We start from the raw sequence: 25,361 nt of genomic DNA on the forward strand, positions 1-25,361 counted from the left end.
CCGGTCGCACGGCGGAATACCCACCGCGACGACCTCCCGGCTGCTGACTTCCGGTTTCCCCAGGACGAAGACCACGACGCCGTCACGGAAGTTGCGACGCGGTCCTCAGTCAAGAGCGGCTGGGTCGCTTCCTTCGTCGACTACACCTATTTCTCCCTGTCCAACTCCATGGCCTTCAGTCCCACCGACACCATGCCCCTGTCTCCCCGCGCCAAAATGATGATGGGACTCGAAGCCGCCGGAGGATTCGTTCTCCTGGCCCTCGTGATCGCCCACGCCGTCTCCCTGCTGGGCTAAGCCTTGACCCGACGCACTTCTCGGTACCCTCCGGCATGTCAGGGCGTGCTATCTGCAGGACTGGCTGACTGATGAGGCAACACCCATGAGCTGGGCGGCTGCGCTCCGAAACGGCGGGCACTGGCGCGCTAGGCGACATCGCGTCCCTCGCCATCAACCAGATCCAACACCTCACCGGACAAAGCGTCACAGAGGCTACCGGTGTATTGAGGACGTTCGTTACGCAACGGCCGGGGCCGGACGGTCCCGAAGAGGTGGGAGTCAACGTAGCGTCCGCGTTGCTTCTCACCGAAGGGCCCGTAGGGGTAATCGTTCTGTGTGGGCATCGGGGCCGGTACGTGCACCGGTCCTGCGGTCAGCGGTCGATCGAGGCCATGTTGGCCTCGTCGTGGCGTTCCCCTGCGGCGGGTCGGAGCGCGTTCAGCCGGCCCAGTTGGTCGCCGGTGAGTTCGACGCCGTCGGCCGCGGTGTTCTCCTCGACCCGGGAGACCCGCCGGGTGCCGGGGATCGGGGCAATGTCGTTCCCGCGGGTCAGCAGCCACGCGAGGGCGGTCTGTGCGGGGGTCGCGCCGATCTCGGCGCCGATGGCCTTCACCTCGTCGACGATCGCGAGGTTGCGGCGGAAGTTCTCGCCCGTGAACCGCGGGTTGGTCTTGCGCCAGTCGTCGTCGGCGAAGTCGTCGACGGAGCGGATCTGGCCGGTCAGCAGGCCGTGGCCGAGCGGTGAGTACGGGACGAAGCCGATGCCGAGTTCGCGCAGCAGCGGCAGGATCTCCGCCTCCACGTCGCGGGTCCAGAGCGAGTACTCGGTCTGCAGTGCCGTGACCGGCTGGACGGCGTGTGCCCGGCGGATGGTCTCCGGGGAGGCTTCTGACAGCCCGAAGTGCAGCACCTTGCCCTCGGTTATCAGATCCGCGACCGCACCGGCGGTCTCCTCGATCGGGGTCTCCCGGTCAATCCTGTGCTGGTAGTACAGGTCGATGTGATCGGTGCCGAGGCGCTTGAGGGAGCCCTCGACGGCGGACCTCACGTTAGCCGCGCTGCTGTCGATCATGCCGGGGCCGCCGCCGGAATGGGAGACCAGGCCGAACTTCGTGGCGATCTTGACCTGGTCACGGCGGCCTTTGATGGCCTGGCCGACGATCTCCTCGCTCAGGAACGGCCCGTAGATCTCGGCGGTGTCGACGTGGGTGACGCCGAGGTCGAGGGCCCGGTGGATGGTGCGGATCGACTCCGCGTTATCCAGGGCGCCCTCGCTGGTGTAGGTGCCGGCCATGGTCATGGCGCCGAGTCCGATGCGGGAGACTTCCAGGTCTCCGAGGCGTGCGTTCTTCATGCTGTGCTTCCTTTCGCTGTGTTTTTCAGCCCCGGGACGTCGGCTGGGGCCGGTTTTGGGCAGGTGCTAGCCACGTGCGTCCCAGGAAGTTTTGCGGGAGTTGCTTGAATTGGTCGGTCGGCCGACGCCCGGGGTTCAGGGACGCCGGCGCCGATAAGGGGTGTCAGGCATTGTCGCGGGCGAGGTTGCTGGAGAGCTCGCGGTGGGCGTCGGCCTGGTTCTGGAGGTCCTTGGCCCGGGCTTCGAAGAGCCCGACGGCGTCGGCGCCGGCGGCGAAGCGCAGAGGCGGCTGATCGAGTTCGGCGAGCTGGATGAGGACGTTGGCGAGTTTGGCCGGGTCCCCGGTCTGCTGTCCGTCCATCCCCTTCCACGCGGCAACCGTTTGTTTGGTGCGCTCGGCGTAATCCTCAATGGTGGATTCGGCGTAGCTGGTGGATTCCGGGGTGAGGAGCTCGGTGCGGAAGAACCCCGGCTCCACGATCATGCTGCGGATGCCGAACGGGGCGATCTCCGGGGCCAGGGACTCCGCCCAGCCCTCCACGCCGAACTTCGATGCCGCGTACGCGCTGAGGAACTCCCCGCCCGCGATGCCGGCGGTGGAGGAGATCGTGACGACCAGCCCCGAACGCTGGGCCCGCATGACTGGCAGGGCCGCGCGGGTGACGTTCATGGGCCCGAACATGGTGGTTTCGATCTGTTTCCGGAAGTCTTCCGGGGTGATCTCTTCGAAGAAGCCGGCGTAGAAGTTGCCGGCGTTGTTCACGAGCACGTCGATCCGGCCGAAGCGGTCGACGGCGGCCTGGATCGCTGCCGTGGCATCGGCGGGGTCGGTGACGTCCAGTTTCACGGCCAGCAGGTCTTCGCTCGCGCCGACGGCCTGGATCACCTTTTCCGGGTTGCGGCCGGTGGCGACGACGGCGTGGCCGGCGGCCAGGGCGGCCTTGGCGATGTCGGTTCCCATGCCGCGGCCGGCGCCGGTGATGAACCAGACCTTCTTGCCGGCCGTGTTGTCGTTCCGCTCTGTGTTGGTGTTCTGCTCAGTCATGTGAGGGTTCTGTCTTTCCTGGGTTCTGTGATCCTGGTTGCGCGGAGGAACGCCTCTCCGGGATGGTGGATTCGCCGGCGGAATCGCCCGCGGTGGTTGTTGCCGGAGGCGAGGCCGCCCAGCTGGCCAGGAAGGCCAGCGCGTTTTCGGATGCAGAGCCGGGCTCCGCGGTGAAGGTGAACAGGGTCTGTCCCTCATCGCCGGGCAGGTCGAGCGTCTCGTATTGCAGTGACAAATCCCCGGCCACGCGGTGGTGGAATCGTTTGGTCCCCGTGGTGTGGATGCGTACGTCGTGCCCGGCCCACAGAGCAGCGAACAGCCCGCTGCCCGTGGTCAGTTCACCGACGAGCTCATTCAGTGCCCGGTCGTGCGGGTTCCGCCCCGCTTCCAGCCGCAGCATCGCGACCGTGGTAGCTGCGATCGCGCGCCAATCCGGGTAGAGATCTGCCGCGCCCGGATCGAGGAAGAGGTAGCGCGCTTGGTTCGGCAACCGCCCCGGTGTGTCCGGCCCCGGCAGCACGGCGGAGTTGAACACCTCCGCGTACAGCGCGTGGCCCAACAGGTTGGCGGCCAGCACGTCCGAACGGCCGTTCTGGACCAGGGCCACCACTCCGGTCATGCCATCCAGGAGCCGCAGCACGCCCGGACGGACCCGCTGCTGCGGTGGCCGGCGGGGCGCCCGACGCGACGGCGTGTTGGCTGTCCGCGCCAGGTCCATGAGGTGCGCCCGCTCGGCGTCGTCGAGCTGAAGGGCAGAGGCGACAGCCTCGAGCACCGCGTCCGAGACACCGCGGATGCTTCCCCGTTCCAGCCGCGTGTAGTAGTCCGTGCTCACCCCGGCGAGCTGCGCCACTTCCTCGCGGCGCAGGCCCGGCACACGGCGCAGCTCCCCGTAACTGGGCATGCCGGCCTGCTCCGGACTAATCTTCGCGCGTCGCGAGATCAGGAACTCCCGGATTTCGTCTTTTCTGTCCACATCCACCACGCTACGCAGACCAAGCGGCCGGTGGCAGTGTCTATCAGACACCCCCAAACCCGGCAGAAATGGTCACGAAGTGGCAGTTATGTCCGCTGCCCGGAAAACCGCGTGGAGTAGCAACGGGAAACGAACCAACACACTGGATGTGACGAGGTGGAACGTGAGCATACAACACGGCAATCCGGTCAAGCGGCTCAACGCCTCCCTCGACGGGCTGCTCCAGCGTCCGGTCGAAGTGGCACGTCACGAGCCGATCCCGGCCGGGACCCCGGGCATTCTCTGATGAAACCTATCCTTGTCGTAATGGGCGTATGCGGGGCCGGAAAATCATCCATAGACAGTGACCTTTTCCCTCCTGTCTCGAGGTGTGGGCTTGAGCATCTCGACGGGCCATCTCCTCATCCCATTGCCAGCCGTCACCTTGCGCGCCACCCAAGTTAGAGACCGGAGTTGATCGCCGCGAGCAGGGCTGTCCCGTCGGGGCTGCCGAGCCCGGTGCAGGGATCCCAGCCGGCCGCCGCCCGGTAGGTGCCGTTGTTTCCCTTGGTGACGTCGTGGAACCCGCCCGTCCGGCTGTAGAGCAGGGGCTGGATTTGACCGAACGGCCGTCCCGTCGACTGGGCGAATAAGGCAACCAAGGCCGCCCAGAGGGGTGCGACGGCGCTCGTGCCGCCGATGACCATGTCTTTGCCATCAACTCTGACCTTGTACCCGGTCTGCGGGTCGGCGACACCGCTGACGTCCGGGACGCCGCGGCCACGACCCCGGCGTGCGGGCTTAGGTGCGGGTTTGCGGCGGCGGGCGTGGGCGGGCAGCCCGCGCTGCCAGGCCGGGACGGGGAACGTGTCGCTGTAGCCGCCACCGGTAGCGGAGTTCGGTCCGTCATTCCAGACGGTTTCCGAAGTGATGGTTCCCGTGGCCGGGTCGGCATCCAGGCGGGTGCCGCCGCAGGCCAGTACGTGCGGGCTGGAGGCCGGAAAGTCCGCGTGGTCTTTGCCGTCCGTAGCCGCGTCGGCGCTGCCGTTGTCCCCCGCCGCTGCCGTGACAGTCGCGCCCAGCGCCGAGGCGTCGGCGAAGGCCTGATCAAACGCGGTCCGTGCCTGGGCGGTCCAGTCGTCCTCGTTCTGGCCCCAGCTGATGCTGATAGCCACCGGTGTCGGCGCGGCGTGGGAGGCGTTGATGATCGCGTCGAGGAACCCGGCGTCCGTGTTCGGGGCGAAGTAGACCTGAAGGTCCGCCGCCGGTACCAGGGCCCCGATGACTTCGATGTCCAGCAGGACTTCCCCGTCTGCCCCGGCCGGGTCCTGCCCGGGCTGGTTGGCAGCACCGTCGACCCCCACTGCAGTCACCGTTGGCCCGGCGATCCCCAGACTTGCGAAGTATGCGTCCAGGTCCGCGTGGCCGAAGCCTCCGCCTAGTTCGATGATGGCCACGCTTTGACCGCTGCCATCGGCGCCGGCAGGGAAGTTGTAGATCCTGGCCAGTTCCGGCGGGGTGTAGCTCGTCCCGGCCGCAGCCAGCGGGACCGCATGGAACTGCGCACGTGCCTGGGGACGGTCATCCAGGCCCAGTACGGCTGTGACGATTCCGTCCAGCTCCGCCGGGATCTGCAGGCCCCCGGTCCGGTGCCGGTGGGTGATGTCCTGACTGTGGGGCCCGCTGCTGGTCACTTCCTCCAGGCTCGTGCCAAAGATTCGGCTCAGCTGTTCGACAGTTCCGGCCAGCCGCAACCGGCGGGAGGCCGGGTCCGCTTCGATAACTTCCGCTCCGAGCCGGGTGAACGTTCTGGTCGCAAGGCCCAGGTCCCCGGCGGAGGCCCCGTGACGGGCCGCGAGCTCCGCGCCGGACATCGGTTCGGCGGGCATCTGCGTCAGCGGTTCCTGCCGGCGCAGAATCACGGTCACCTCAATCCGGCGGGAAGGATCAACGGGCCCGTGCGTGGCCTGGATCCCTGCAGCCGCCGTACGTTCCGAACCGGCAAGCGGGACACTTTGCTCGGCCTTCGGGGTGTTGTTCTGCTCAGACATGAAAGTGCTCCGTTCGTGGGACGGTCATCGTTCAGGGCTTCGTTGTTATCAGGGGAACATCGTTCGGCGGCGGAAGCGTCCCGCCGCCGCGCAGCACCACCGGTGGTACCGGAATGGACGTCGCCGTGGACGGTGCGGGCAATGGGTTGGGTTTGCGGTCCGGCTGCGGCGGAGCGGGGAGGGTGATGATCGACCCCAACGTGGGAGGGGCGGGGTTGTGAACGGCGGGATCAATGAGGTCGGCGAGGCCGGGGTCGTTGTCGACGCGGTCCACACCGAGTTTGGGCAGCCCCAGCAGCTGCATCACGGTCTTGGCGATGCCGGCGTGGTGGGACCAGCGGCTGTCGATGCCCGGCTTGACCGGGCCGCCGAACATGATCAGCGGAACCCGCGGACCGTACGCGAGCTGCACCCCGTCCGGAGTGTGCTCGACGTTGGGGGTGGCGACGTGGTCATCCCAGCCGCCCCAGTCATCCCAGGTCAGCAGGAAGACCGTCTCATCCCAACCGCCGGATCTGACCACGGCGTCCACGGATTCCCAGATCTTATTCATCCCGATTGTCACGTCGGCGGTCGGGTGTTCGTCCTCGGGCGAGTCGTGCCACAGATAAGTCAAAGGCGGCAGCTTCCCGGCGGCGGCGTCAGGGACGAAATGCGTGCTGGGCATCAAATTTCTGGAGCCGCTGAGCTGTTCGTAGAACCCGGCCGGGTAGCCGCCGGTCGCGGTGTAGCAGGCCCATCCGATGCCAGCGTCCTCGGCGAGGCCCGGGACCGAGGGCATGTCCCACAACGGCGGCGGCTGGGCCCGGGACGGATTGCGCAGCGTCGGTGACTGGCCACCAACGATCAGCAGATGGTTCGGCGTCGAGTTCGTGCCGAAACCGCTGCAATGGTTTTCCAGGAACGCCCCCGTCAGCGCCAGATACGCGTAAAACGGGATCGTCGTCGCGGTGTCGAACTGAGTTCGGGTCGCCTTGTGCTGCCCGGTGAGCCAGCGGTAGTAGGCGTGCCGGTCGTGGGGCTGATCCGACGCGGGCGGGTTGGCCTGAGTGGGCCAGTCCGGTGCAACGTTGGCCCCATACGGAGCCAGGCCCCGGAAATAATTATCCGTGGTGTGGTTCTCCTGCACCATCACCACAACACGCTTGACTCTGCTGCTCGCCATTACATCCCCGTTTCCTCGGCCGGATCACCCGGACGCCTAATCGGACACCACCGAGACTATGCCACTGCTGCCACTTGCGGCCTGACGATGCAAGACACTTATGGAAGTGTTCACGGTCATCCGACGACAGATACTGGAGGGCCGGATTGGCACCCGCTACCACGGCAGCCAAACATGGCGCGCCGGCGGTCATTGTTCCGCCTCCAGCGCGGAACCGGTCAAGGCACGGGCTTCGCGTCGTGCTTTGCGTACCCGCCAGATGATCAACCCGATGACCGCGACCCCCGCGACGACGGCGGTGATGTCTCGAGCCGCCGTCCGGGCGACAGCATCGTAGGAATCACCGGCCAGAAAACCGAGCAGGACGAACCCGGTCACGGGGTGGGGACCTGCGTATAGCGGTCAGCTCTGGGTGATCGGACCGGACGGCACCTGCGGGAGTCTCTCAGGTAGGACAGCCTGCCGACGAGCTGTGAGCTTGCCAAGGGTTCTGTGTAAGTGTCGGGAACTGGTTAGAGGGGTCGATTCGGTCGGGGTAGACCATGAGTTGGGCGAGGGCCGGGTGCAATTGCATCGCGCTCCCGCTTATGTACCAACTCCTCGCGGTCGCCGACACCGGCGGGAACCTCGTGCGTGACTCCCCCGCGGCCGGCTTCCCCCTGTCGGTTTTGTGAATATCGGATGTATCGTTGACTATCGTTCGCGACTCGCAGAGGAGAGCATGATGCGTAATTCGTACCCGGCGAGCGGATTTGGCGGCCCCAACATCGACGGCATGTGGCAGGCCGTTGAGGAGTTGCGTTCAAGGTTTGAGAAGCGCTCGGGCACCCGCGTGGGTCGAGGCGAGGTGCGGTCGGCGATACTGGCCCTGCTCGCGGAGCGTCCGATGCACGGCTACCAGATCATCGGTGAGATCGAGGAGCGCAGCAGTGGCAGCTGGAAGCCGAGCGCCGGCTCCATCTACCCAACGCTGCAGCTGCTGGCCGACGAGGGGTTCATCAGGGCCGAGGAATCCAACGGGCGCAAGATTTACTCGCTGACGGAAGCAGGCCGGGAAGAGGTAGCGGGTGCCGATACGTCAGCGCTCTGGGCGTCAACGGGTCCGGCATCAGGCACAGGGTTCGCGGCGCTGCCCAAGGCTGGCGTCGAACTCGCGCAGGCCGCTGCCCAGGTGGGTCGCACAGGCTCCCCGAAGCAGGTGCAGGAGGCCGTGGCGGTGCTCAACGAGGCACGTCGTCGGCTGTACGCGATCCTCGCCCAGGACTGACGAGGGTGACGTCGGTTCGCCGGGACCGAGCAGATCCGGTACCCGGCGCCGGGAACACCCGTGCCCGTTACCGTCGTATCCTGCGCTTCGCCGCTTGGCATCTCGCGGTGACGTGGTGGTTTGAGCTGTTCCTCCCTCGCATCGGGCTGGCCAGGATTGCCGAGCGCACCCGGACCAAAAGGATGCGGCGCTTCGCGCAGCGCTTCCATGTGCTCGCGGTGGACCTTGGCGGTCTGATGATCAAGGTTGGTCAGTTCCTGTCGTCCAGGCTCGATGTACTCCCGCCGGAGATCACTGCTGAACTGGAAGGGCTGCAGGACGAGGCGCCCCCCGTCCCGTTCCCAGCAATCCGTGCCCTTGCCGAGGCGGAGCTGGGTGCGCCACTGGACCGGGTGTTCGCCTCGGTCGAGGAAACGCCAATCGCCGCCGCATCCCTCGGGCAGGCGCACCGGGCCCAACTTCTTCGCACCGATGCCGCCGACACCGGTCTCGAAAACGTAGTGGTGAAGGTGCAGCGACCGGGCATCGACGCGATTGTCGACGTCGATCTGGCCGCGTTACGCAAAGTTGGCGGCTGGCTCAGCCACGTGCGCCTCGTGTCCGATCGCGCTGACCTGCCGGCACTGGTCGAGGAGTTTGCGCAGACCAGCCTCGAGGAAATCGACTACCTCCATGAAGCGGCGAATGCAGAGCGCTTTGCCGCTGATTTTGACGACGACGACAGGATGATCGTGCCCGACGTCGTCTGGGAGCGGAGCACCCGCCGCGTGCTCACGCTGGAAGATGTTACGGCGATCAAGATCACGGACTTGGCGGCCCTTCTTGCGGCTGGCATCGATCCCGTGCAGGTTGCCCCGGTCTTCGCGTCGGTGATGTTCGACCAGATATTCACGACTGGCTTCTTCCACGCCGATCCGCATCCCGGCAATATCTTTGTCACTCCGAATGCCGGTTCATCCGCACAGCGCCCATGGAAGCTGACGTTTATCGACTTCGGCATGATGGGAGAGGTGCCGCCCAAAACGCGCAGTGGCCTGCGGAAGCTGCTGATCGCGGCCGCCTCGCGTGACGGCAAGGGGTTGGTGGCCGCGATCAGCGATGTTGGTGTGCTGGTGCCGTCGGCCGACACGGCCGAGCTTGAGCGGGCCATGATGCACCTCTTCGCCAGGTTCGGCGGGATGGGCTTCGCCGAGCTTCGTGAGGTGGACCCGCGGGAGTTCCGTGATTTTGCGCTGGAGTTCGGTGACGTGGTTCGCTCGTTGCCCTTTCAGTTGCCGGAGAACTTCCTGCTCATCATCCGCGCGATGTCACTGACGTCGGGCGTGTGCAGCTCGCTGGACGCCCGGTTCAATCTGTGGGACTCGGTCGAACCCTATGCGGGGCAGCTGCTCCGCGACGAGCGCGGCAACATCGTGCAGGACGTGGCTCAGCAAGCGTTCGACGCCGCCGGGGTCGCCTTACGTCTGCCCAAACGGGTGGATGGGCTTCTCACCCGAATCGAGGAGGGTTCGCTGTCGGTGGCCAACCCGCGGCTCGAACGGCAAGTGGCACGGCTTAGCCGCGTGGCGCAGCGGTCGGTATCGGCGCTGGTGTTCGGAGCGCTGCTCATCGCAGGTTCCGTGGTCCGAGCGGACGACATGGTGCTCGGCAGCGTGCTGATGATCGCGTCGGTGGTCCCGCTGCTACATGGCCTGTGGGTAGGGCGCCGCGGCCTCTAGATGAGCTGGTGAGCCGAAACCCGGCTGTAAGCCAAACGCGGCCAGACACCTGTGCGCGACGTTCGCAATCAACATGCCCGTAAGCAAGTTCCAGGTCCACAGCAACAAAGGCCCGCCAATTTAGACTGCACCCATGAACAAAACTGAACGAACCAACACAGACCCGGCGTTCGAAGCTGCCTACGAAGCCGCACAAAAGAGTCTCCGGGAGGGCGGCATCCCGATCGGCGCGGCCTTGGCCCGGGGCGGGGAAGTAATTGCCAGCGGCCACAACGAGCGTGTCCAGCATGGTGATCCAATCGCCCACGGCGAGATGTCTGCGCTGCGGGCTGCCGGACGCCAGAAAAGCTACCGGGACACGACCCTCTACACCACCCTGGCACCGTGTGCGATGTGTACGGGGACCATCGTCCAGTTCAAGATTCCGCGCGTGGTGGTGGGCGAGGCCGAGACGTTCCCCGGCGAATTCGATCTTCTGCGCTCACGCGGCGTCGAAGTACTGGTGTTGAATGATGCCCGATGCGTCGAGATGATGCGCACCTTCCAGGACGAACACCCTGAGCTGTGGGCGGAGGACATCGCCGAGTAATCAACAGCAGAAGGGAACAAGGGTGAAATGGGTCACGACCATGGCATAGCGATTCTTGAGGGACCCAGCAGCGCACCATGTCGCGGTATTGCCGGAATTCCTGCCTGATCCGTTCCTTGAGGTCAGGTTCCCCGACAATCCCCTGCGTAGTTGGCTGAGAGTAGTACTCGGGGCGGCCCGGTAGAATCTCGTCCCATCCTCTATCCCTAGGGGCGTAGCCGGGGGCGAACAGCGAAGGCAGACCGATGGACATCCCGAAACCACCAATCGCGCCGCGGCATATACCGTCGGACCGACTGCCTCGATCGGGCCGTCCGGACGCAGGGCCGGCCAAAGTTGTAATTTACCCGGTGCCAGTCCCGTTCGCGCCTCGCGAAAGCGGGTCTGCGGCGGGTCCGGATCAGGCCCAGCAGCCGGTCTCTCATTCCGATCAGCCTGGCCAGAGGACTACAGCGGGTCGGCGGGAGGAGCCGGCGAGAGTCATTACTTACCCGGTGCCGGACACCTTGGCGCCTCAGGGGCCTGCCACAGAGCCGGATCAGGCCAAACAGCCGGTTTCTCCGATCGGTCAGCCACGCGAGCGTCCTAAACGAAAATGGCGCCGCAAGATACTGTTGGCCCTGATCGCCCCGCTGGTTCTGATCCAGATCATTGCCTTCACGTTCAGCATGGGCGTGACCCCGCCCCGCACCGCTTACATGCTGGAGGCCGGCGAGCCTAACGTCTACCAGTTCGTCTCGATCAACCACATCAGCCGGCACCTGCTCGCCGCGACCATCGCCCATGAAGACGAACAGCTCGGCACCCGCAGCGGCGCCTTCGACCTGGGAGACTTCCAGGCCAGGGCACAGGCGTATTTCCAGGGAAAGCCCGACCCGAGTGGTTCCACCATCCCCCAGCAGCTGGTCAAGAACATCTTCCTCTGGGACGATCAGAGCGCCGCCCGAAAAGGGATCGAGGCCGTCCTGGCAACCCAATTCAGCTACACATTGAGCCCCCAGCGGACCTTGGAGCTCTACCTGAATTACGCCCAGTTTGGCCCCCACCTGTATGGTGTCTGCGCGGCCAGTTGGTACTACTTTGGAACACCGCCGTGGAACTTGTCGGACTACCAATCTGCACAACTGATGGGTGTTCTACCACTGCCGGATCTGGTCAAGCGGGATCCCAACGGTGGTATCTACCTGGGCGCAGGCGTCCACCCCGCCGTGTGGAACCTGGTGAACGGGGCAGCGAACGTCTGGGTTCCTCAACAGCTCACCGGCCTGGGCGGATGGCAGGCGGCCGTCGCGACGGTCGGCATCACTGACACTGCCGAGAACCACGCTGACCGGCGCTCCGACAACGACGCGTGCTCATCCATGCCTCAAAGCGTAAAGGACCGTATCCAGAGCGAAGCCGGCTAGGCCCGGCACAGGCGTCAGGCGTCAGGCGTCAGGCGTCATACGCGAGGTGAGAACGGGCCATCGCATACGCGGCCCAGTTTCAACTGGCCGCCGCGGGCCCGGCGGCCATCGAAGTACCACCACCCCCGACCGAGAGGATTCAACCCGCGGTGGCACGGTGTCAGTCGGGTATTTCGATTTGGACCCCGCAACTGCAGTGCAGGAACCCTGCACGGCGACGCCGATCAGTTGCCGTCGAAGACAGCCTCTGGGCTCCACTCCGAGGCCGGCTGAGCGTGAAGCCGCCAGTAGGCTTCGGCGATCAGTTCCGGCGCGAACGCTGTTCCATCCGCGATGTCTCCGGCGATGGTGACCCCGGTGACGTGCACGTTCTGCCGGACCAGCTCGTAATGCAACAAATGGGTCACCACGCGCAGGGCGGTCTTTCCGATCGAGAGGGTCGCATGCTCGGGCTGTGGGTCGTGGCTGAGCCAGCTGCTCGTCGTCAGGAAGGTGCCGATGCGGGCCTGTGCCATAGCCGGCGTGAGAACCTGCGCAGCAGTGATGGCGCCGAGCACGTCGACGCTGTACGCGGCCATCAGATACTCGGCGTCCGTGGCCAGGACACGGTCCCTGGCGATCAGGGCAGCGTTGTAGACCACGATTCCTGGGGCGTCGATCTGTGCGATGGCTTGCAGCCGTATACGGAACGCCTTTTGGTCGGCGGCGTCGGCGAGTACGGTGTCGATGTTGGCCCCGGAAGCGCGCAATTCGTCGGCGAGCGCGGCAACGGACTCCTCGTGGCGCGCGACGAGCGTGATTCGGAACCCTTCTCTTGCATAGCGACGGGCCACAGCGGCCCCGAGGCCCGGTCCGGCTCCGATGATCAGGACGTGGTTGGGGTCGATTGCGGCCGCATTACTCGTCCCTCCGGTCGGAATCATGCCCTTTCGATCTGCCGGCCCGGCATCGGCTCTGCGATTGCTATCCGCCATGCGGGGGCGCCAAACGTGTCGGCGAAGTACTGCGTCTCATGCACTACCTTCTCTTGAGCGAATTGCATGACGGACACCGAGTATGTCGGCACGCCGTCATACGTGATGATGCACTCGCTCACCCAGAGATTCCCGCTTCCGAGGATCCGCAGCACGGTGAAATGCCTCTCGGCAGGGTGTTCACCGCGTTGCGCCGCAATCGTCGTTCGGCCTCGGAAGCGTTCACCCGACTGGGGATAGTCGAGGATCGCATCGTCGGAATAGATAGCGTGTTCGGCTTCGCTATCCCCGCTTTCCGATGTGCGCCAGTGTGCCTCGAGTGCCGCCCAGGTCGGATCCATCGTGTTGTCCTTTCCGTGGCTGATTTCCGTCGATTCAGGTCGCCGTGCAGTGGTCCGCTTGTGGTCCAGTTTGAGTGCTGGCAGTTCCTCTCGCAATCCACTTTCAGCCCGACCTGGTCGATCTGAGAGGTCGCGTGCGCGCCCGCCCGGCGCCTGGCCGACAAGGAATTCCCCGCCGCGCAAGCCGGCTACCAGGGGATCATCGACTTCATCACCGGCTTCGGTCCCGTCCTCGCCCCGGGCGTGGCCCGTGTGCTGCCTGCCTGACCGTGGCCACCACTCCGCGGGTCAAAGGCCTGATAGCAGAGATTATGATGATCAATTGGCAATGGAATGGCTGGGAAGGGTGGTCAATAGCGAAGCGTGGCTTCCAACCATCTCCGGTACGAACCCCTCACCAAGAAAGTCAGGCACCCGTGACATCAGTGGACATCAATGCCGGCGTCATTCAAAGCAAGACAGCTCTGGTTGTGGGCGCCAGTGGCATTGCCGGCTCGGCAATCGTCGAACAGCTGGGCCAGAGCGAAAACTGGACGGTCCTTGCACTGTCCCGGAATCCCATTCCCGGTGGGCGGGCCAGGCACATTTCCGCCGATCTCCTGTCCGCGGACAGCCTTGCCCAGGCGCTCAGCGACGAGAAACCCACGCACATCTTCTTCACCGCCTGGTCCAGGCAGAACACCGAGCAAGGCAACATCCGCGTCAATGCAGCCATGCTCCGAGACCTCCTCGGCGCACTACACCACGCCCCGGTCGAACACGTGGCACTAATGACTGGTCTAAAGCACTACCTGGGCCCATTTGAGACCTACGGAGCGGGCTTCATCCCGGAGACCCCCTTCCGCGAAGAAGAACCGCGGCTCCCGGCCCCGAACTTCTACTACGCGCAGGAAGACGAACTGTGGGCAGCAGCAGAACGGCAGGGATTCCGCTGGTCCGTGCACCGCTCACACACGGTAATCGGCCACGCCGTGGGCAACGCGATGAATATGGGGCTGACCCTGGCGGCACAAGCCTCCATCTGCAGAGAGCTGGGCCTGCCCTTCGTCTTTCCCGGCTCCGAGACGCAGTGGAACGGCCTCACGGACATGACTGACGCAGGCCTCCTTGCCGAGCACATGATTTGGGCCGCCACCACCGAGAAAGCAGGCAATCAGGCCTACAACGTGGTCAACGGTGACGTCTTCCGATGGCGATGGATGTGGCCGCAAATAGCTGCCTATTTTGGCGTGGAAGCGGCTGGCATTGAAGGGTCCCCGCGTCCGCTCGAGGAACAGATGCGCGGCATGGAACCCGTATGGTCCCAGATTGCCGCCACCCACGGCTTGGCAGAAGCCGACCTTTCGCGGATTGCCTCGTGGTGGCACACGGACGCCGACCTGGGACGCAACCTAGAGGTCCTCGCGGACATGGGCAAAAGCCGCGTGGCCGGCTTCACCGGCTACCGGCGCACCGATGACTCCTTCCGGCAACTGTTTGATCGGTACCGGACAGAAAAGTTCATCCCTTGACCGCTCCTGTGAGGCCTTGACTCGCTGAGCCTTCTCAGGTGGCGATCGACTATTGATGGCGGCTACTACGTCAAGGTGGATCGTCGAAACCCATTGTCGCGGTGGAGAATCCCGGGGAAAGCTGGGATAAGTGCTGCGTGCAGCGGCCTAGGTTGCAGTCCCGAGCACGGCCCAGCCGTAGCCGGGAAGGTTGACCTCATTGCGGGCCGGCGGCCTTGTTCCCGGGCCGGCCAGCAGGGTGCGGGCCGATGACGGAACGGGCAGTTGAGCGGCCTTGCCGGACAGGTTGAGGGCGACCGTGATGGCGGCGCCATTGCTGCTCGCTTCGTACACAAGGTGTTCGTTGCTGAGCGACACCACCTTCGTGCGCGCATTGTGCAGCCACGGGTGCCTGCGGCGCAGGCCAATCAGTTCCTGGTGGAGGTGGTAGACCGGCCGGCCGGCCTGTGCCAGCTCGGAGGGTTCGGCAGGGAAGGCGGGGCGGACGGCGTCGTCTCCCCCGGCCCGGTCTTCCTTATGGCCGCGGAAGGCCTGCTCGTCGCCGTAGTAGATGGAGGGCGTTCCGCCCACGGTCAGGAGCACCGCCAGCGCGAGCGGGAGCTGATCTGCGTTGGTCAGCTTGCTGGCAAGGCGGGTGACGTCGTGGTTGCCCACGAAGGTCAAGGGCGCAAACGTCTCGAGGAAGCCGTTGTGCCGTTCCAGGGCTGCAGCGAGTTCATAGAAGTTGGCGTCGTTGAGGGAGCTCCAGATGGCCTTCCACAATTCATACTGTGTGACCGAGTCCAACGTGCCGGCGCCCGCTTCCCGGCGATAGTCACCGTGGATGTACTCGCCCACGAAGTATGCCTGCGGGTACTCCTGGCGCACGTCGGCCAGCACTGCCTTCCAAAAGGCCGGCGGAACGGCATAGGCGGCGTCCAGCCGCCAGCCGTCCGCGCCGCGCCCCAACCAGTGCTTCATGACCTCGGCAACGAATCCGGCCACTTCCGGTTCGTCGTGGTTCAGGGCGACGAGGTGACGGTGACCCTCGAAATACTCGTAACCAGGCACGCTGCCGGGCTTCCATCCGGTCTCGGGCCAGGTCAGCCGAAACCACGACGCCGTGGGTGCGGCAGGGCCTTCAGCCAGCACCCGTTGGAACGGGCCGAAGCCGCGCCCGGCGTGGTTGAACACGCCGTCGAGCAGAACCTTCAGGCCGCGGGCGTGAGCCTGCCTGATCAGTTCTTCAAAGTCCTCGTCATCGCCGAGCCGGGGATCGATACGGAAATAATCCGTGGTGTCATATCCGTGGGATTCTGAGGTGAACACAGGACCAAGAGCCAGGCCCGATGCCCCAAGTTCCAGTGCGTAGTCGAGCCAGGCGTGCAGCCTGGGGAGGCGGTGCACCGTCGGCTGTCCGGCCAGCAAAGTCGGTTCCGCGCCCGTGAAGCCGAGAGGATACACGTGCCACCAGATGGCGTGCTGCACCCATGCGGGCTCTGTCATGGTGATTCACCTTTCGTCTCTGCCCCAGCTACCGGCACCACAGAGCGGCAACCCCCGGGAAGCGCCGGGGAACGGTTTCCTGCCGCATCGACGTTGCACTAAGGCTTACGCGCCGGCCGGCAGGCGATGGCCCCGATCCCCAATCAAGCGGCGTCCGCCCATCTGGTTTTTGGTTGCACTCCGACTCCGTCCCCTCGTCCGGCTGCGGGTTTCAACTGCCGGGTACGCGTTGCAGACTGGCCGGAACGTGATGGCACAGCGTTCGGATGGCCGGCCCCACGCCGGTCGATGGTTCGGCGGGATCCTGAGGCGGGTGCCCTCATGTGCCCGCTCCGGGTTGCTTGCCTGCCCGTCTGGTGTCCTGGGGCTCGGGAACGGCGGGTGAGGTGAGCGACGCGGTTTCGGAGGTTGCCGTCTGCGTCAACGCCGCGAGCGAGGCGGCGACCGAGTGGTCGGGTTCCTCCTCCGGGGCCGGGGCAGCGGCCCGCAGCACCATGAGGGATTTGGCGGCGACGGTGACCTTGTCATCAGCCGCCAGGGGTTCGGAGTCGGCGCTGGCTCCGGCGGTGTCGATCATGACATCCCAGGCCGGAGCGTACTCGTCCGGGGGCAGCCTGAAATCGACGTCGCCGTCGTGGGCGTTGAAGTACAGCATGAAGTTGACGTCTGTGATGGGGCGCCCGCGGTTGTCCTTTCCTTGGATGCCGTCACCGTTGAGGAATATTCCAACGGAGCGGCCGAAGCCGCTGTCCCAGTCCTCCGGCTGCATGATGTTGCCGTCGGGGTCGAGCCATTCGATGTCCGGCAGCGGCTCATCTTCCCCTCGTCGCACCGGGCGGCCGTCGAAGAAGCGGTTGCGCCGGAAGGTGGGGTGCTTGGCGCGCAACGAGCTCACGGCGGCCGTGAACTCGATCAGCGGCTGGTCAACGCTGTCCCAGTGGATCCAGCTCAGTTCGGAGTCCTGGCAGTAGGTGTTGTTGTTGCCCTGCTGGGTGCGGCCCAGCTCGTCTCCGTGCAGGAGCATCGGAACGCCCTGGGAGAGCAGCAGGGTCGCGATGAAGTTCCGCTGCTGCCGCGCCCGCAGGGTCAGGACCTTGTCATCTTCCGTGTCCCCTTCGGCGCCGCAGTTCCAGGACCTGTTGTGGGATTCGCCGTCGTTGTTGCCTTCGCCGTTGGCCTCGTTGTGCTTCTCGTTGTAGGAGACGAGGTCGCGCATGGTGAAGCCGTCGTGGGCTGTGACGAAGTTGATGGACGCCACCGGGCGGCGGCCGGAATGTTCGTAGAGGTCGGCGGAGCCGGTCAGCCGCGAGGCGAACTCGCCGAGAGTGGCCGGTTCACCGCGCCAGAAGTCGCGGACGCTGTCGCGGTACTTGCCGTTCCATTCCGTCCATTGCGGCGGGAAGTTGCCCACCTGGTAGCCGCCTGGTCCGACGTCCCACGGCTCGGCAATCAGCTTGACCTGGGAAACCACCGGGTCCTGCTGGATGAGCTCGAAGAAGGTGGACAGCTTGTCCACGTCATAGAACTCACGGGCCAGGGTGGAGGCGAGGTCGAACCGGAACCCATCGACGTGCATTTCCGTGACCCAGTACCGCAGGGAGTCCATGAGCAGCTGGAGCGAGTGCGGTTGGCGGACGTTAAGAGAGTTGCCGGTGCCGGTGTAGTCCATGTAGTGCTTGAGGTCGCCGTCGACGAGCCGGTAGTAGGTCGCGTTGTCGATGCCCTTGAAGGACAGGGTGGGGCCCAAATGGTTGCCCTCGGCCGTGTGGTTGTAGACCACGTCCAGGATCACCTCGATGCCCGCCCGGTGCAGCGACCGGACCATGGCCTTGAAGTCCTGAACCTGCTGGCCGGCGTCGCCCGTGGCGCTGTAGCTGTTCTGCGGGGCGAAGAAGCCGATGGTGTTGTAGCCCCAGTAGTTGTTCAGGCCCTTGTCTTCCAGGGTGCCGTCGTTGACGAACTGGTGCACCGGCATGAGTTCCACCGCTGTGACGCCAAGCTTCTGCAAGTGGGCGATGACGGAGGGGTGCGCCACGCCGGCATAGGTGCCGCGCTGTTCCTCCGGGACCTCTGGGTGCAGCTGCGTGAGGCCCTTGACGTGGGCCTCGTAGATGACCGACTGGTGGTAGGGGATGCGCAGTTGGCGGTCGCCGTCCCAGTCGAAGTACGGGTTGATGACCACGCCCATCATCATGTGCGGTGCCGAATCCGCATCATTGCTGGAGGTGGGATCCCCGAAGTTATAAGAAAAGAGCGCCGGATCCCAGTCGATCTGGCCCTGGATGGCCTTTGCATAAGGGTCCAGGAGCAGCTTGTTCGGGTTGAAGCGGTTGCCCGCGCCGGGATCGTAGGGGCCGTGCACGCGGTAGCCGTATTTCTGGCCCGGCTGGATCTGCGGCACATAGCAGTGCCACACGTAGCCGTCCACTTCGGTCAGTTCAATCCGGGTCTCCGTGCCCTCATCATCGAAGAGGCACAGTTCGACCTTCTCGGCCCTTTCGCTGAACAACGCGAAGTTCGTTCCGGTTCCGTCAAAAGTGGCACCAAGCGGGTACGCCGATCCGGGCCAGGTTTCCATTCGTGCTCCTCCTAGATCGTCCAACAAGATGTCCAGCACGCGTGGTGCGAACCACCGGAGGGGAAACTCTCACGCTAACGGGGTCCTCCGGCTGGGCAAACTCCATGAACTGCAATTCCTAAGCCTGCTGACTATATCGCAGACGGCGGAACTTCGGGCTCCGCGACAGTCCCATTTAGGGGTGGTGGCCCTCGCACCTTCCGGAAGGCTGCACAGCACGGAGTTCTTGACGGGGCCGGCAGGTGCGTCGTCCACATCTCCGGCCATCCAGCGTGTCCGGGAGCACGCTGTCGTTGAAACATGCCCGGAGCGTTCGGTTCAATGCGGTGACCGCCCGCCGCGTTATTGAAAGGGACCGGCGATCAACCTGACAGTCGGTGGCCGGACCCAGGGAGCAGCATGATGTGCTCCCCAGCTTCCGGCTTAGGGCTTTACTGCTGGGGAAGGTCTGTTTGTAACTGCTCCACAATGGTGCAGGCGGTCTGTTCATCGCCGAGGATCCGGAAGTGCCCGGCCGTCTCGAGCCGGATATTGCGGGCTCCGGGCAGGACGCTGCCTTCGGGAATGTGCGGGTCATAAACCCCGTAGATGGACGTGATCCGGCGATTAATGCTTTCTTCCCCGGCCATTTGGAGGGTTAGGGCGTTGCGCGGCGAGAAAACGCGGAGGCTGGGGATGAGCAGGTAGCGGGCGTAGCGCGATCCCAAGAAGGGCGTGCAAACGGCGACCATGCGGTCAATGCGCAGGTCCGGGTCGAGGGCAAGCATGATGTATTTGCCGATGAGCCCGCCCTTGCTGTGAGCCACGATGACCGCGTTCTCCAGGCCGGCAGCAGCGATGTGCTCGGCCACGAGCCTGGCAGCGATCGGGACGCCCAGCCGGTTTCGTTGGAGAAGGGTCACGACGTGAACGGGGTGGCCCGCTCGGTGCAGGGCTGTAATCAGGGGCAGCATGAACTGCCAGTTCTCAAATACGCCCGGGATCACCACGATGGGGCTGCGGTCCCCGGCATGGAAGGCGTCGGCCGGGATGCGGGACAAGGCACCCCGGACCTGCCACTCGGCCGCGAAAGCGTAGTCGCGGATCCACCAGATCGCCCTGCGGATTGCCCTGCTCACGCCTGGGCTCCCCGCGCACTGCCGGGCGCCCTATCGAAGCCCCGGATCGCCTCCGCAACTTTTCCAGCACCGGTGTGTTGAACGACGTGCCCGCAGCCGGGGACCTCACGGAATTCACCGGCAAATGCGCGCTTCTCTAGCAGACGGCACCAGACCCGGGACGCTACCGGATCCCGGGATCCCCGCGGGCGCAGGATCGGCACGCCCACCTCGGCGCTGCGTTCCTCTGTGGGATAGGTCATCATCGCTGGCAGTTTGGTCAGGTACCAGCGTGGGCCGCACCGGGTGTAGTCCGCCATGACCAGGAGGTTTGATGACGGGGTTTCGAAGAAGAGGCAGTCAATTGTCAGGTCGAGGGCCTGCCGCGCGACAGTGCGGCGCTTGTGATCGGCGACGGGTCCCATCAGAACCAGTTGGGTGATGCGGTCCGGCTGTTGTATGGCCGCTTCCACGGCGAACTGGGTTCCCATCGAATGCCCGATAAGGATGCACGGGCCAACGCCTGCCTGGTCCAGGGCGGCCTGGATGAAGCCTGCGCAGTCCGAGACCGACAGCCGACGACCCGGTTTCTGTGTCCCGCCGAAGCCGGGATGGTCGATCGAATACGTATCTGCTGATTCGGCCAAGTGCCAATGGAGCCGGTTCAGATAGCGGTGGGATGCGCCTATGCCGTGAAGGAGAACCATGGCCGGTCCCGACCGGTCCGCGCCCCGGGGCAGGGGCGATACATTCAGCCGCCCCACGAGCTCATCGACGCGGACGTCGGAACCGATCGGATCAGCCATCTGCAGAGAATCTCCTTCCCCTCCAAGCCCGGCGCCCAGCACCGCACGGATGCGGAAGCGAGCCGCTCTCCAGCTGGAAAGCGGGCCGCCTCTGGAGCTGCCTGCCAAGGGTGTCCTTGGAGGCGGTTCCCTGCGTCAGGCTATTTCTTCTTGGGTTCTTTCTTAGGTTCTTTCGTGGGTTCCTTCGTGGGTTCCCTGGGATTGTCGGCGTCCTTGAGTTCCACTTCTGCTGTGGCCTGGATCAGTGCCAGCAGGTCAGGATCGAGCCCGGGCGAGAATTCCTCGCGGCGTTCCGGTGAAATGCTCATCGGGAAGCCGGCCGGCGCGACGTCGGTGCTCAGCTCGGTGCCGTCGTTGGAGGGTGATGCGCCACGGTACAGCTTGCCCGCTTCGCTGAGGTTGTCTGCGCTGAAGGTGTACTGGATGCTCTGCAGGCCCTTGTCCAGGAGCTTCTTCACCTCGGGGAACTGCTCGGCGTTGGTCTTCGGGATCGGAAGCACTTTGCCCCAGTTCACGCCGAGGCTTTCCAGGGCCTTCGCGAATGCATTCTCGTGGGCCTGGTCCCGGACGATGAGGTAGGCGATCGTGGACCGCGCCGTCTTGTTCTCGGTCATTTCGTAGATCCGGCATTTCTGCAGCCGGCCGGTGGACTCGAGCATCAGGTTGTACAGCAGGTCCAGGACAAGGTTGCCGCTGTTGTACACGTAGGATCCGCTCCACGGGTTCCCGGCCGCATCCACGGGCAACGCCCCCTGCGCGCCGACCAGGTAGTGGTGGATGTTGCTCGTGTCCAGCGCGATCTTCAGCGGCGTGGCCCCCTTGGCTCCGGGTTGGTCAACGGGATCGGTCTTCTTGCCCTGGTACTCGGGGGACCCGTCCAGCAGCCGGGAGATGGTGGTGCCGATCAGCTCGACGTGGCTGATCTCCTCGGTACCCACGCCCTGGAGCAGGTCCTTGTAGGGCTTCGAGGCTGCGTCGCCGCGGAAGTTCATGCTCTGGAACAGGTACTGCATCATGGTGCGCATCTCGCCGAACTGCCCGCCCAGGCCCTCCTGCAAGGCGTTGGCCGCGGCAGGGTCGGGCTCGTCGACGGCGATTTCGTTGATCAGTTGCTGGGTGTGCAGGTACATAGGCTAGTTCCTCACTCTGGTCTGATGCTTGTCGTCCTCTTAAACACCGGCCTCCGAATACCTCATGGCCGGACCGGCCCGTCCCGCGGTGTGGCAGCCGCAGGGTCTAACCATAAGCATGCTTAGTATTCTTGGCAAGGAAATTATCCTGCCGATCGCAGCTGTACGACATTCCCCGTCCGGCCTTTCCCATCCCAGCCGGATGATCGTGCGGGCCGACCCGTCGGGCGGGCGACTCCACGGACGGGCAGCAGCGTCCCGGCTTTGTCCTGCTCGACAGGCCGGGCGACTGCCGCTAGGTTGGGCCTCATGACTGAGATTCCAGATGAAGATAGGGACGGCCGCGGCGAAGACGAGTCCGCCAGGGACTCGCTTGCCGGCGACATCGCCCGGAAACTCGACGGGGACATCGGCGAACCCGACCCGGAAGGAGCCGGCACTGAACCCGAAGGCGCCCAGTAACCGCTTTCCACCCCGGGCCGTGAAGCTGGCCGGACTCAGCCTGCGACGCGGACGTGCTGTCACAGTCGCATCACCTGCCGGTGTACGTCGACCCGCTCCAGCACGACTATCGGATCAGCATCCTGACGCCGAACCCCGCGAGGTCCCCGGCCCCACCAGTTGGTCTCCTGGCAGCCTGACCTGCCGCGGCGGCCGCTGATGCCTGCCTCAGCTCCCAATCCGGTTCCGCGTGCCCGAACCCCCCGCTCACAAAGGGCGCCCCAGGACGGTAGCAGGCAAGCGACCTCGAAGGTCGCTCCTCCCGGCAGGCCATCGACCAGGACGTCACGCCTGCGAGTACCCTCGGTTTGGTTCTCCAGTCCCCCCAGCTTGGAGAACCGGGAGCCTCCGCGCTTTAGTCCTGGACTCGCGCGGAGGCTTTCCTCATAGGCCGAATAGAAACCGCGCGACGGCCGGGAGGGTGATCAGACCGGATACGCGTCCCGGAGAGATGCCGTCAACGGCCGGGCCGGGGAACGTCAGGCGGCCGGAACGGCGCCAAGGGCTTCCCCAGTCTGCCAGCCGGGAAGCGGCGCGACGCGTTCACGGACCGGGTGCGAGATCAGTTGAGGACGTCCGGCAGGTGCTTCCAGCACGGCGAGCGGCAGTTCGCGGTGGACAAGGTAATCGCACGCCGCCGGGCCGGTCATCCTCAGACCCGGGCATCTGCTTCCACGGTGTTCAGTGCGGACATTGGCTGCGCGCAAACCGGCTCTGAACGCCCTGTCACCCACAGGTGCAAACCCTTCGAGCCCGCACCAGCTCAGGTACACGCCATACAGTTCGTCCATGCTGAGACCGTTCCCGTCCGGATCCGGGGCAACGCACTCCTTGAGGAAATCTTCCAGTGGTGTCTTCGTCATCGTGGCCTCCTGCATCCCGGCGGTATAGCCGCTCAAATGAACAACAGCATGAATGTGAAGCATGACCAGCTAAGAAAACGCGGCCAAAGCAGTAAGAATCTAGGAGCACCTTTTCCCGCTGTCAAATCAGATTTTCGGGAGTGGGCCCGGTGGACCATGGGCGCTTTGGTATATCCCCGGTGTAGAGGCCCGCGGGCCGCAACAGATCAGATTTCGACCGTAGCAGCCAGGCTGATGATCAGAAGGGCGTCGGGAGGGAAACCGGAACGGCATGGCTGCCGGGAGGGCTCTTTAGGCGGGACGGTGGGCCGGTGAGTCGTTCGTCTTGAGCCGTGTTTCGCTGCGGACCGTAGCGGCCCAGGTGGCGAGAAGGTTGAGGGCGTCGTGGCCCGGGGTGCCCGGTTCGGCGCTGTAGGCGATCAGGGTGAGGCCTTCATCGCCCGGGAGTTGCATGGTCTGGAATGTCAGCTCGAAGTCGCCGACGACGGGGTGGTGGAAGGGTTTCATCCCGGTGTGGTGGAGCCGGACGTTCTGGGCGGCCCACATGATCCGGAAGTCCTCGCTTTTGGTGGAGAGCTCACCGATGAGGTCTGTGAGGTCGCGGTTGTGGGGATCGCGGGCGGCTTCCTGCCGGAGGATCGCCACGACATCCTGAGCCATTGATTCCCACTCGGGCAACTGATCCCGGGAACCGGTATCAAGGAAGACGAAACGCGCGAAATTCTGGGGCGGTGCCGCCTCGCCGCCGTTCGGGTGGTAGAGCGCGCGGGCGAGGTCGTTCATGCCGAGGACATCGAGTCGCGCGTTTTGAACAAAGGCCGGGATACCGGTCATGCCGTCAAGTAGGTGCTGAATGCTGGAGCTGAGCTTCTGCGGCCCGCGCCGGCGCTGCCGGGGCCGTTTGATGTTTGATGCGCGGGCGAGGTCGAAGAGGTAGGTGCGTTCGGCGTCGTCGAGTTTCAGGGCCCGCGCCAGGGATTCGAGGATGCTGTCGGAGACGCCGGTGAGGTTTCCGCGCTCAAGCCGGTTGTAGTAATCGATGCTCATCCCGGACACGGCTGCGAGTTCCTCGCGGCGGAGCCCGGGCACCCGGCGCAGGCCGCCGTACACGGGCAGCCCTGCCATTTCAGGGGTGATCCGGGCACGGCGCGACTTGAGGAAGTCGCTCACTTCGCTGTTGTTGCTCACCTTTTCCAAGGTACGCGCGAACAAGTCACTGGTGGGAGGTACTGCCATTACATGGAACACCAGCCACTACCTCGGGTTCGGGCTCGGCGGTTGACTGGATAACGGAGGCTCCCGCGGGACCTGGCCGCTCCCAGGCACGAACCTTCTGACAGCAACCCCCAAAACCTAACGAAAGTTAAGAGGAAACCACCATGGCAGCAGAAGTAGCAGTCATCATCGGCTCAGGCAGCATCGGAATAGCGATCGGCCGCGTCGCCGGCATCGGCCGGAAGGTCCTGCTCGCTGACTACAGCGAGGAAACCATGAATACCGTCGCCGAACAGCTCCGCGGCGAAGGCTACGAGGTCACCACCCACCCGATCGACATCTCCAACCACGACGCCATCACCGCCCTGGCCGACGCCGCCGCATCGCTGGGAGACATCGCCCGCGTCGTGCTCGCCGCCGGGGTGTCCCCGGTCCAGGCAACCACCGAACGGGTGCTGAACGTTGACCTTCTCGGCACCGCCTACGTCCTGGAGGAGTTCGGGCGGGTCATCGCCGCAGTCGGCTCCGGCATTGTCATCTCCAGCATGGCCGGCCACATGGGCGAGGGCTACCCCCGCGATGTCGAGCACGCACTGGCCTACACACCGACGGCAGAACTTCTGGATCTGCCCTTCCTCGCCGCCGAGAAAGTGGGCGACTCCGGCGCCGCCTACACCCTCGCCAAGCGCGGCAACGCCCTGCGCGTGCAGGCAGCAGCCACCACCTGGGGTGAACGCGGGGCACGCATCAACTCCCTGAGCCCCGGCATCATCTCCACCCCGCTCGCCCAGGACGAAATGTCCGGGCCGTTCGCCGAAGGCTACCGCACCATGATCCGGACATCAGCCGCCGGGCGCATGGGCACCCCCGCCGAAGTGGCAACCACCGCGGCGTTCCTCCTCGGAGCTGAAGGCGCCTTCATCACTGGCTCCGACCTCCTCGTGGACGGCGGCGTGATCGCAGCCATGCGGTCCGGACAGCTCTAACTAGCGGCAACGGCGCTCGTTACCCTTGCCAGGAGCCAGCGGGCC

Annotated in this window: 23 protein-coding genes and 2 pseudogenes; 10 read left to right on the plus strand and 15 right to left on the minus strand. The window is 65.1% G+C overall.

Annotation, left to right across the window (positions count from 1 at the left end):
* Both AC1DEM_RS17015 and AC1DEM_RS17020 read left to right on the plus strand, forming a co-directional pair.
* Window positions 1-297 (plus strand): annotated as a pseudogene (locus AC1DEM_RS17015) (hypothetical protein); the annotation flags it as partial.
* Between the two features lie 19 nt (window positions 298-316).
* Window positions 317-587: pseudogene (locus AC1DEM_RS17020) on the plus strand (Gfo/Idh/MocA family protein); the annotation flags it as partial.
* Between the two features lie 65 nt (window positions 588-652).
* Here the strand turns inward: AC1DEM_RS17020 and AC1DEM_RS17025 are convergent.
* The 3 genes from AC1DEM_RS17025 to AC1DEM_RS17035 form a co-directional block, all read right to left on the minus strand.
* Window positions 653-1,633 (minus strand): aldo/keto reductase, encoded by a 981-nt coding sequence (locus AC1DEM_RS17025; protein ID WP_476885486.1) that lies wholly within the window; start codon window positions 1,631-1,633, stop codon window positions 653-655.
* A 163-nt stretch (window positions 1,634-1,796) separates the two neighbouring features.
* Window positions 1,797-2,678: an SDR family oxidoreductase gene (locus tag AC1DEM_RS17030; RefSeq protein WP_476885487.1), complete on the minus strand. Its 882-nt coding sequence runs from the start codon at window positions 2,676-2,678 to the stop codon at window positions 1,797-1,799.
* A complete protein-coding gene (locus tag AC1DEM_RS17035) occupies window positions 2,671-3,654 on the minus strand; it encodes a helix-turn-helix transcriptional regulator (RefSeq protein WP_476885488.1) in 984 nt (327 codons plus the stop codon). The genes AC1DEM_RS17030 and AC1DEM_RS17035 overlap by 8 nt, the downstream gene beginning before the upstream one ends.
* 163 nt (window positions 3,655-3,817) lie before the next feature.
* Here AC1DEM_RS17035 and AC1DEM_RS17040 point away from each other — a divergent pair, with 163 nt between their 5' ends.
* Window positions 3,818-3,940, plus strand: a complete 123-nt coding sequence (locus tag AC1DEM_RS17040; protein ID WP_476885489.1) for a hypothetical protein — start codon at window positions 3,818-3,820, stop codon at window positions 3,938-3,940.
* Between the two features lie 154 nt (window positions 3,941-4,094).
* On the opposite strand, the gene AC1DEM_RS17045 is transcribed toward AC1DEM_RS17040, so the two are convergent.
* The 3 genes from AC1DEM_RS17045 to AC1DEM_RS17055 all read right to left on the minus strand — a co-directional run bounded on the left by AC1DEM_RS17045 (window position 4,095) and on the right by AC1DEM_RS17055 (window position 7,227).
* On the minus strand, window positions 4,095-5,684 hold the full coding sequence (locus AC1DEM_RS17045) for a S53 family peptidase (protein ID WP_476885490.1): 1,590 nt from the start codon (window positions 5,682-5,684) through the stop codon (window positions 4,095-4,097).
* Window positions 5,685-5,715: 31 nt separating this feature from the next.
* Window positions 5,716-6,849, minus strand: a complete 1,134-nt coding sequence (locus tag AC1DEM_RS17050; protein ID WP_476885491.1) for an alkaline phosphatase family protein — start codon at window positions 6,847-6,849, stop codon at window positions 5,716-5,718.
* Window positions 6,850-7,038: 189 nt separating this feature from the next.
* Window positions 7,039-7,227, minus strand: coding sequence for a hypothetical protein (locus tag AC1DEM_RS17055; RefSeq protein WP_476885492.1), 189 nt, complete (start codon window positions 7,225-7,227; stop codon window positions 7,039-7,041).
* Between the two features lie 346 nt (window positions 7,228-7,573).
* Here AC1DEM_RS17055 and AC1DEM_RS17060 point away from each other — a divergent pair, with 346 nt between their 5' ends.
* The 4 genes from AC1DEM_RS17060 (at window position 7,574) to AC1DEM_RS17075 (ending at window position 11,829) form a co-directional block, all read left to right on the plus strand.
* Window positions 7,574-8,116, plus strand: coding sequence for a PadR family transcriptional regulator (locus AC1DEM_RS17060; RefSeq protein WP_476885576.1), 543 nt, complete (start codon window positions 7,574-7,576; stop codon window positions 8,114-8,116).
* A gap of 5 nt (window positions 8,117-8,121) precedes the next feature.
* On the plus strand, window positions 8,122-9,834 hold the full coding sequence (locus tag AC1DEM_RS17065) for an ABC1 kinase family protein (protein ID WP_476885493.1): 1,713 nt from the start codon (window positions 8,122-8,124) through the stop codon (window positions 9,832-9,834).
* A 133-nt stretch (window positions 9,835-9,967) separates the two neighbouring features.
* Window positions 9,968-10,423, plus strand: coding sequence for a nucleoside deaminase (locus tag AC1DEM_RS17070; protein ID WP_476885494.1), 456 nt, complete (start codon window positions 9,968-9,970; stop codon window positions 10,421-10,423).
* 614 nt (window positions 10,424-11,037) lie between these two features.
* Window positions 11,038-11,829, plus strand: coding sequence for a biosynthetic peptidoglycan transglycosylase (locus tag AC1DEM_RS17075; RefSeq protein WP_476885495.1), 792 nt, complete (start codon window positions 11,038-11,040; stop codon window positions 11,827-11,829).
* A gap of 224 nt (window positions 11,830-12,053) precedes the next feature.
* On the opposite strand, the gene AC1DEM_RS17080 is transcribed toward AC1DEM_RS17075, so the two are convergent.
* Window positions 12,054-12,752 carry an SDR family NAD(P)-dependent oxidoreductase gene (locus AC1DEM_RS17080; protein ID WP_476885496.1) on the minus strand — a complete coding sequence of 233 codons (699 nt, stop codon included), beginning with the start codon at window positions 12,750-12,752 and terminating at the stop codon, window positions 12,054-12,056.
* On the minus strand, window positions 12,749-13,144 hold the full coding sequence (locus tag AC1DEM_RS17085; protein ID WP_476885497.1) for a nuclear transport factor 2 family protein: 396 nt from the start codon (window positions 13,142-13,144) through the stop codon (window positions 12,749-12,751). Before AC1DEM_RS17085 ends, AC1DEM_RS17080 begins: the two co-directional genes overlap by 4 nt.
* Before the next feature lie 425 nt (window positions 13,145-13,569).
* Between AC1DEM_RS17085 and AC1DEM_RS17090 the strand changes: the two genes are divergently transcribed.
* Entirely contained in the window at window positions 13,570-14,655 is a 1,086-nt protein-coding gene (locus AC1DEM_RS17090) for an SDR family oxidoreductase (RefSeq protein WP_476885577.1), read from the plus strand.
* Between the two features lie 147 nt (window positions 14,656-14,802).
* Here the strand turns inward: AC1DEM_RS17090 and AC1DEM_RS17095 are convergent, their stop codons facing one another.
* The 5 genes from AC1DEM_RS17095 to AC1DEM_RS17115 form a co-directional block, all read right to left on the minus strand.
* Window positions 14,803-16,140 (minus strand): alpha-amylase family glycosyl hydrolase, encoded by a 1,338-nt coding sequence (locus AC1DEM_RS17095; RefSeq protein ID WP_476885498.1) that lies wholly within the window; start codon window positions 16,138-16,140, stop codon window positions 14,803-14,805.
* A gap of 319 nt (window positions 16,141-16,459) precedes the next feature.
* Complete coding sequence (gene glgX, locus AC1DEM_RS17100; protein WP_476885499.1) at window positions 16,460-18,718, minus strand: glycogen debranching protein GlgX; 2,259 nt, start codon at window positions 18,716-18,718, stop codon at window positions 16,460-16,462.
* Window positions 18,719-19,149: 431 nt separating this feature from the next.
* Entirely contained in the window at window positions 19,150-19,836 is a 687-nt protein-coding gene (locus AC1DEM_RS17105) for an esterase/lipase family protein (protein ID WP_476885500.1), read from the minus strand.
* Complete coding sequence (locus AC1DEM_RS17110) at window positions 19,833-20,621, minus strand: alpha/beta fold hydrolase (protein ID WP_476885501.1); 789 nt, start codon at window positions 20,619-20,621, stop codon at window positions 19,833-19,835. Before AC1DEM_RS17110 ends, AC1DEM_RS17105 begins: the two co-directional genes overlap by 4 nt.
* Before the next feature lie 140 nt (window positions 20,622-20,761).
* Window positions 20,762-21,751 (minus strand): manganese catalase family protein, encoded by a 990-nt coding sequence (locus AC1DEM_RS17115; protein WP_476885502.1) that lies wholly within the window; start codon window positions 21,749-21,751, stop codon window positions 20,762-20,764.
* 309 nt (window positions 21,752-22,060) lie between these two features.
* Between AC1DEM_RS17115 and AC1DEM_RS17120 the strand changes: the two genes are divergently transcribed.
* Window positions 22,061-22,213, plus strand: a complete 153-nt coding sequence (locus AC1DEM_RS17120; protein WP_476885503.1) for a hypothetical protein — start codon at window positions 22,061-22,063, stop codon at window positions 22,211-22,213.
* Between the two features lie 518 nt (window positions 22,214-22,731).
* On the opposite strand, the gene AC1DEM_RS17125 is transcribed toward AC1DEM_RS17120, so the two are convergent.
* Both AC1DEM_RS17125 and AC1DEM_RS17130 read right to left on the minus strand, forming a co-directional pair.
* The gene (locus AC1DEM_RS17125) at window positions 22,732-23,115 is read right to left on the minus strand and encodes a hypothetical protein (protein ID WP_476885504.1); all 384 of its coding nucleotides are present in this window, start codon (window positions 23,113-23,115) and stop codon (window positions 22,732-22,734) included.
* Window positions 23,116-23,406: 291 nt separating this feature from the next.
* Window positions 23,407-24,303: a helix-turn-helix transcriptional regulator gene (locus tag AC1DEM_RS17130; RefSeq protein ID WP_476885505.1), complete on the minus strand. Its 897-nt coding sequence runs from the start codon at window positions 24,301-24,303 to the stop codon at window positions 23,407-23,409.
* A 191-nt stretch (window positions 24,304-24,494) separates the two neighbouring features.
* Between AC1DEM_RS17130 and AC1DEM_RS17135 the strand changes: the two genes are divergently transcribed.
* Window positions 24,495-25,316: an SDR family oxidoreductase gene (locus AC1DEM_RS17135; RefSeq protein ID WP_476885506.1), complete on the plus strand. Its 822-nt coding sequence runs from the start codon at window positions 24,495-24,497 to the stop codon at window positions 25,314-25,316.
* Window positions 25,317-25,361: the final 45 nt, after the last annotated feature.

This window comes from Arthrobacter sp. 05T420, from assembly GCF_056396305.1.

What these genes read in the sequence shown, in the direction of transcription:
- glgX (WP_476885499.1), bottom strand. Translation starts at nt 18,718, where the DNA reads ATGGAAACCTGGCCCGGATCGGCGTACCCGCTTGGTGCCACTTTTGAC.
- AC1DEM_RS17025 (WP_476885486.1), bottom strand. Translation starts at nt 1,633, where the DNA reads ATGAAGAACGCACGCCTCGGAGACCTGGAAGTCTCCCGCATCGGACTC.
- AC1DEM_RS17120 (WP_476885503.1), top strand. Translation starts at nt 22,061, where the DNA reads ATGACTGAGATTCCAGATGAAGATAGGGACGGCCGCGGCGAAGACGAG.
- AC1DEM_RS17135 (WP_476885506.1), top strand. Translation starts at nt 24,495, where the DNA reads ATGGCAGCAGAAGTAGCAGTCATCATCGGCTCAGGCAGCATCGGAATA.
- AC1DEM_RS17080 (WP_476885496.1), bottom strand. Translation starts at nt 12,752, where the DNA reads ATGATTCCGACCGGAGGGACGAGTAATGCGGCCGCAATCGACCCCAAC.
- AC1DEM_RS17070 (WP_476885494.1), top strand. Translation starts at nt 9,968, where the DNA reads ATGAACAAAACTGAACGAACCAACACAGACCCGGCGTTCGAAGCTGCC.
- AC1DEM_RS17030 (WP_476885487.1), bottom strand. Translation starts at nt 2,678, where the DNA reads ATGACTGAGCAGAACACCAACACAGAGCGGAACGACAACACGGCCGGC.
- AC1DEM_RS17085 (WP_476885497.1), bottom strand. Translation starts at nt 13,144, where the DNA reads ATGGATCCGACCTGGGCGGCACTCGAGGCACACTGGCGCACATCGGAA.
- AC1DEM_RS17115 (WP_476885502.1), bottom strand. Translation starts at nt 21,751, where the DNA reads ATGTACCTGCACACCCAGCAACTGATCAACGAAATCGCCGTCGACGAG.
- AC1DEM_RS17125 (WP_476885504.1), bottom strand. Translation starts at nt 23,115, where the DNA reads ATGACGAAGACACCACTGGAAGATTTCCTCAAGGAGTGCGTTGCCCCG.
- AC1DEM_RS17045 (WP_476885490.1), bottom strand. Translation starts at nt 5,684, where the DNA reads ATGTCTGAGCAGAACAACACCCCGAAGGCCGAGCAAAGTGTCCCGCTT.
- AC1DEM_RS17110 (WP_476885501.1), bottom strand. Translation starts at nt 20,621, where the DNA reads ATGGCTGATCCGATCGGTTCCGACGTCCGCGTCGATGAGCTCGTGGGG.
- AC1DEM_RS17050 (WP_476885491.1), bottom strand. Translation starts at nt 6,849, where the DNA reads ATGGCGAGCAGCAGAGTCAAGCGTGTTGTGGTGATGGTGCAGGAGAAC.
- AC1DEM_RS17060 (WP_476885576.1), top strand. Translation starts at nt 7,574, where the DNA reads ATGCGTAATTCGTACCCGGCGAGCGGATTTGGCGGCCCCAACATCGAC.
- AC1DEM_RS17095 (WP_476885498.1), bottom strand. Translation starts at nt 16,140, where the DNA reads ATGACAGAGCCCGCATGGGTGCAGCACGCCATCTGGTGGCACGTGTAT.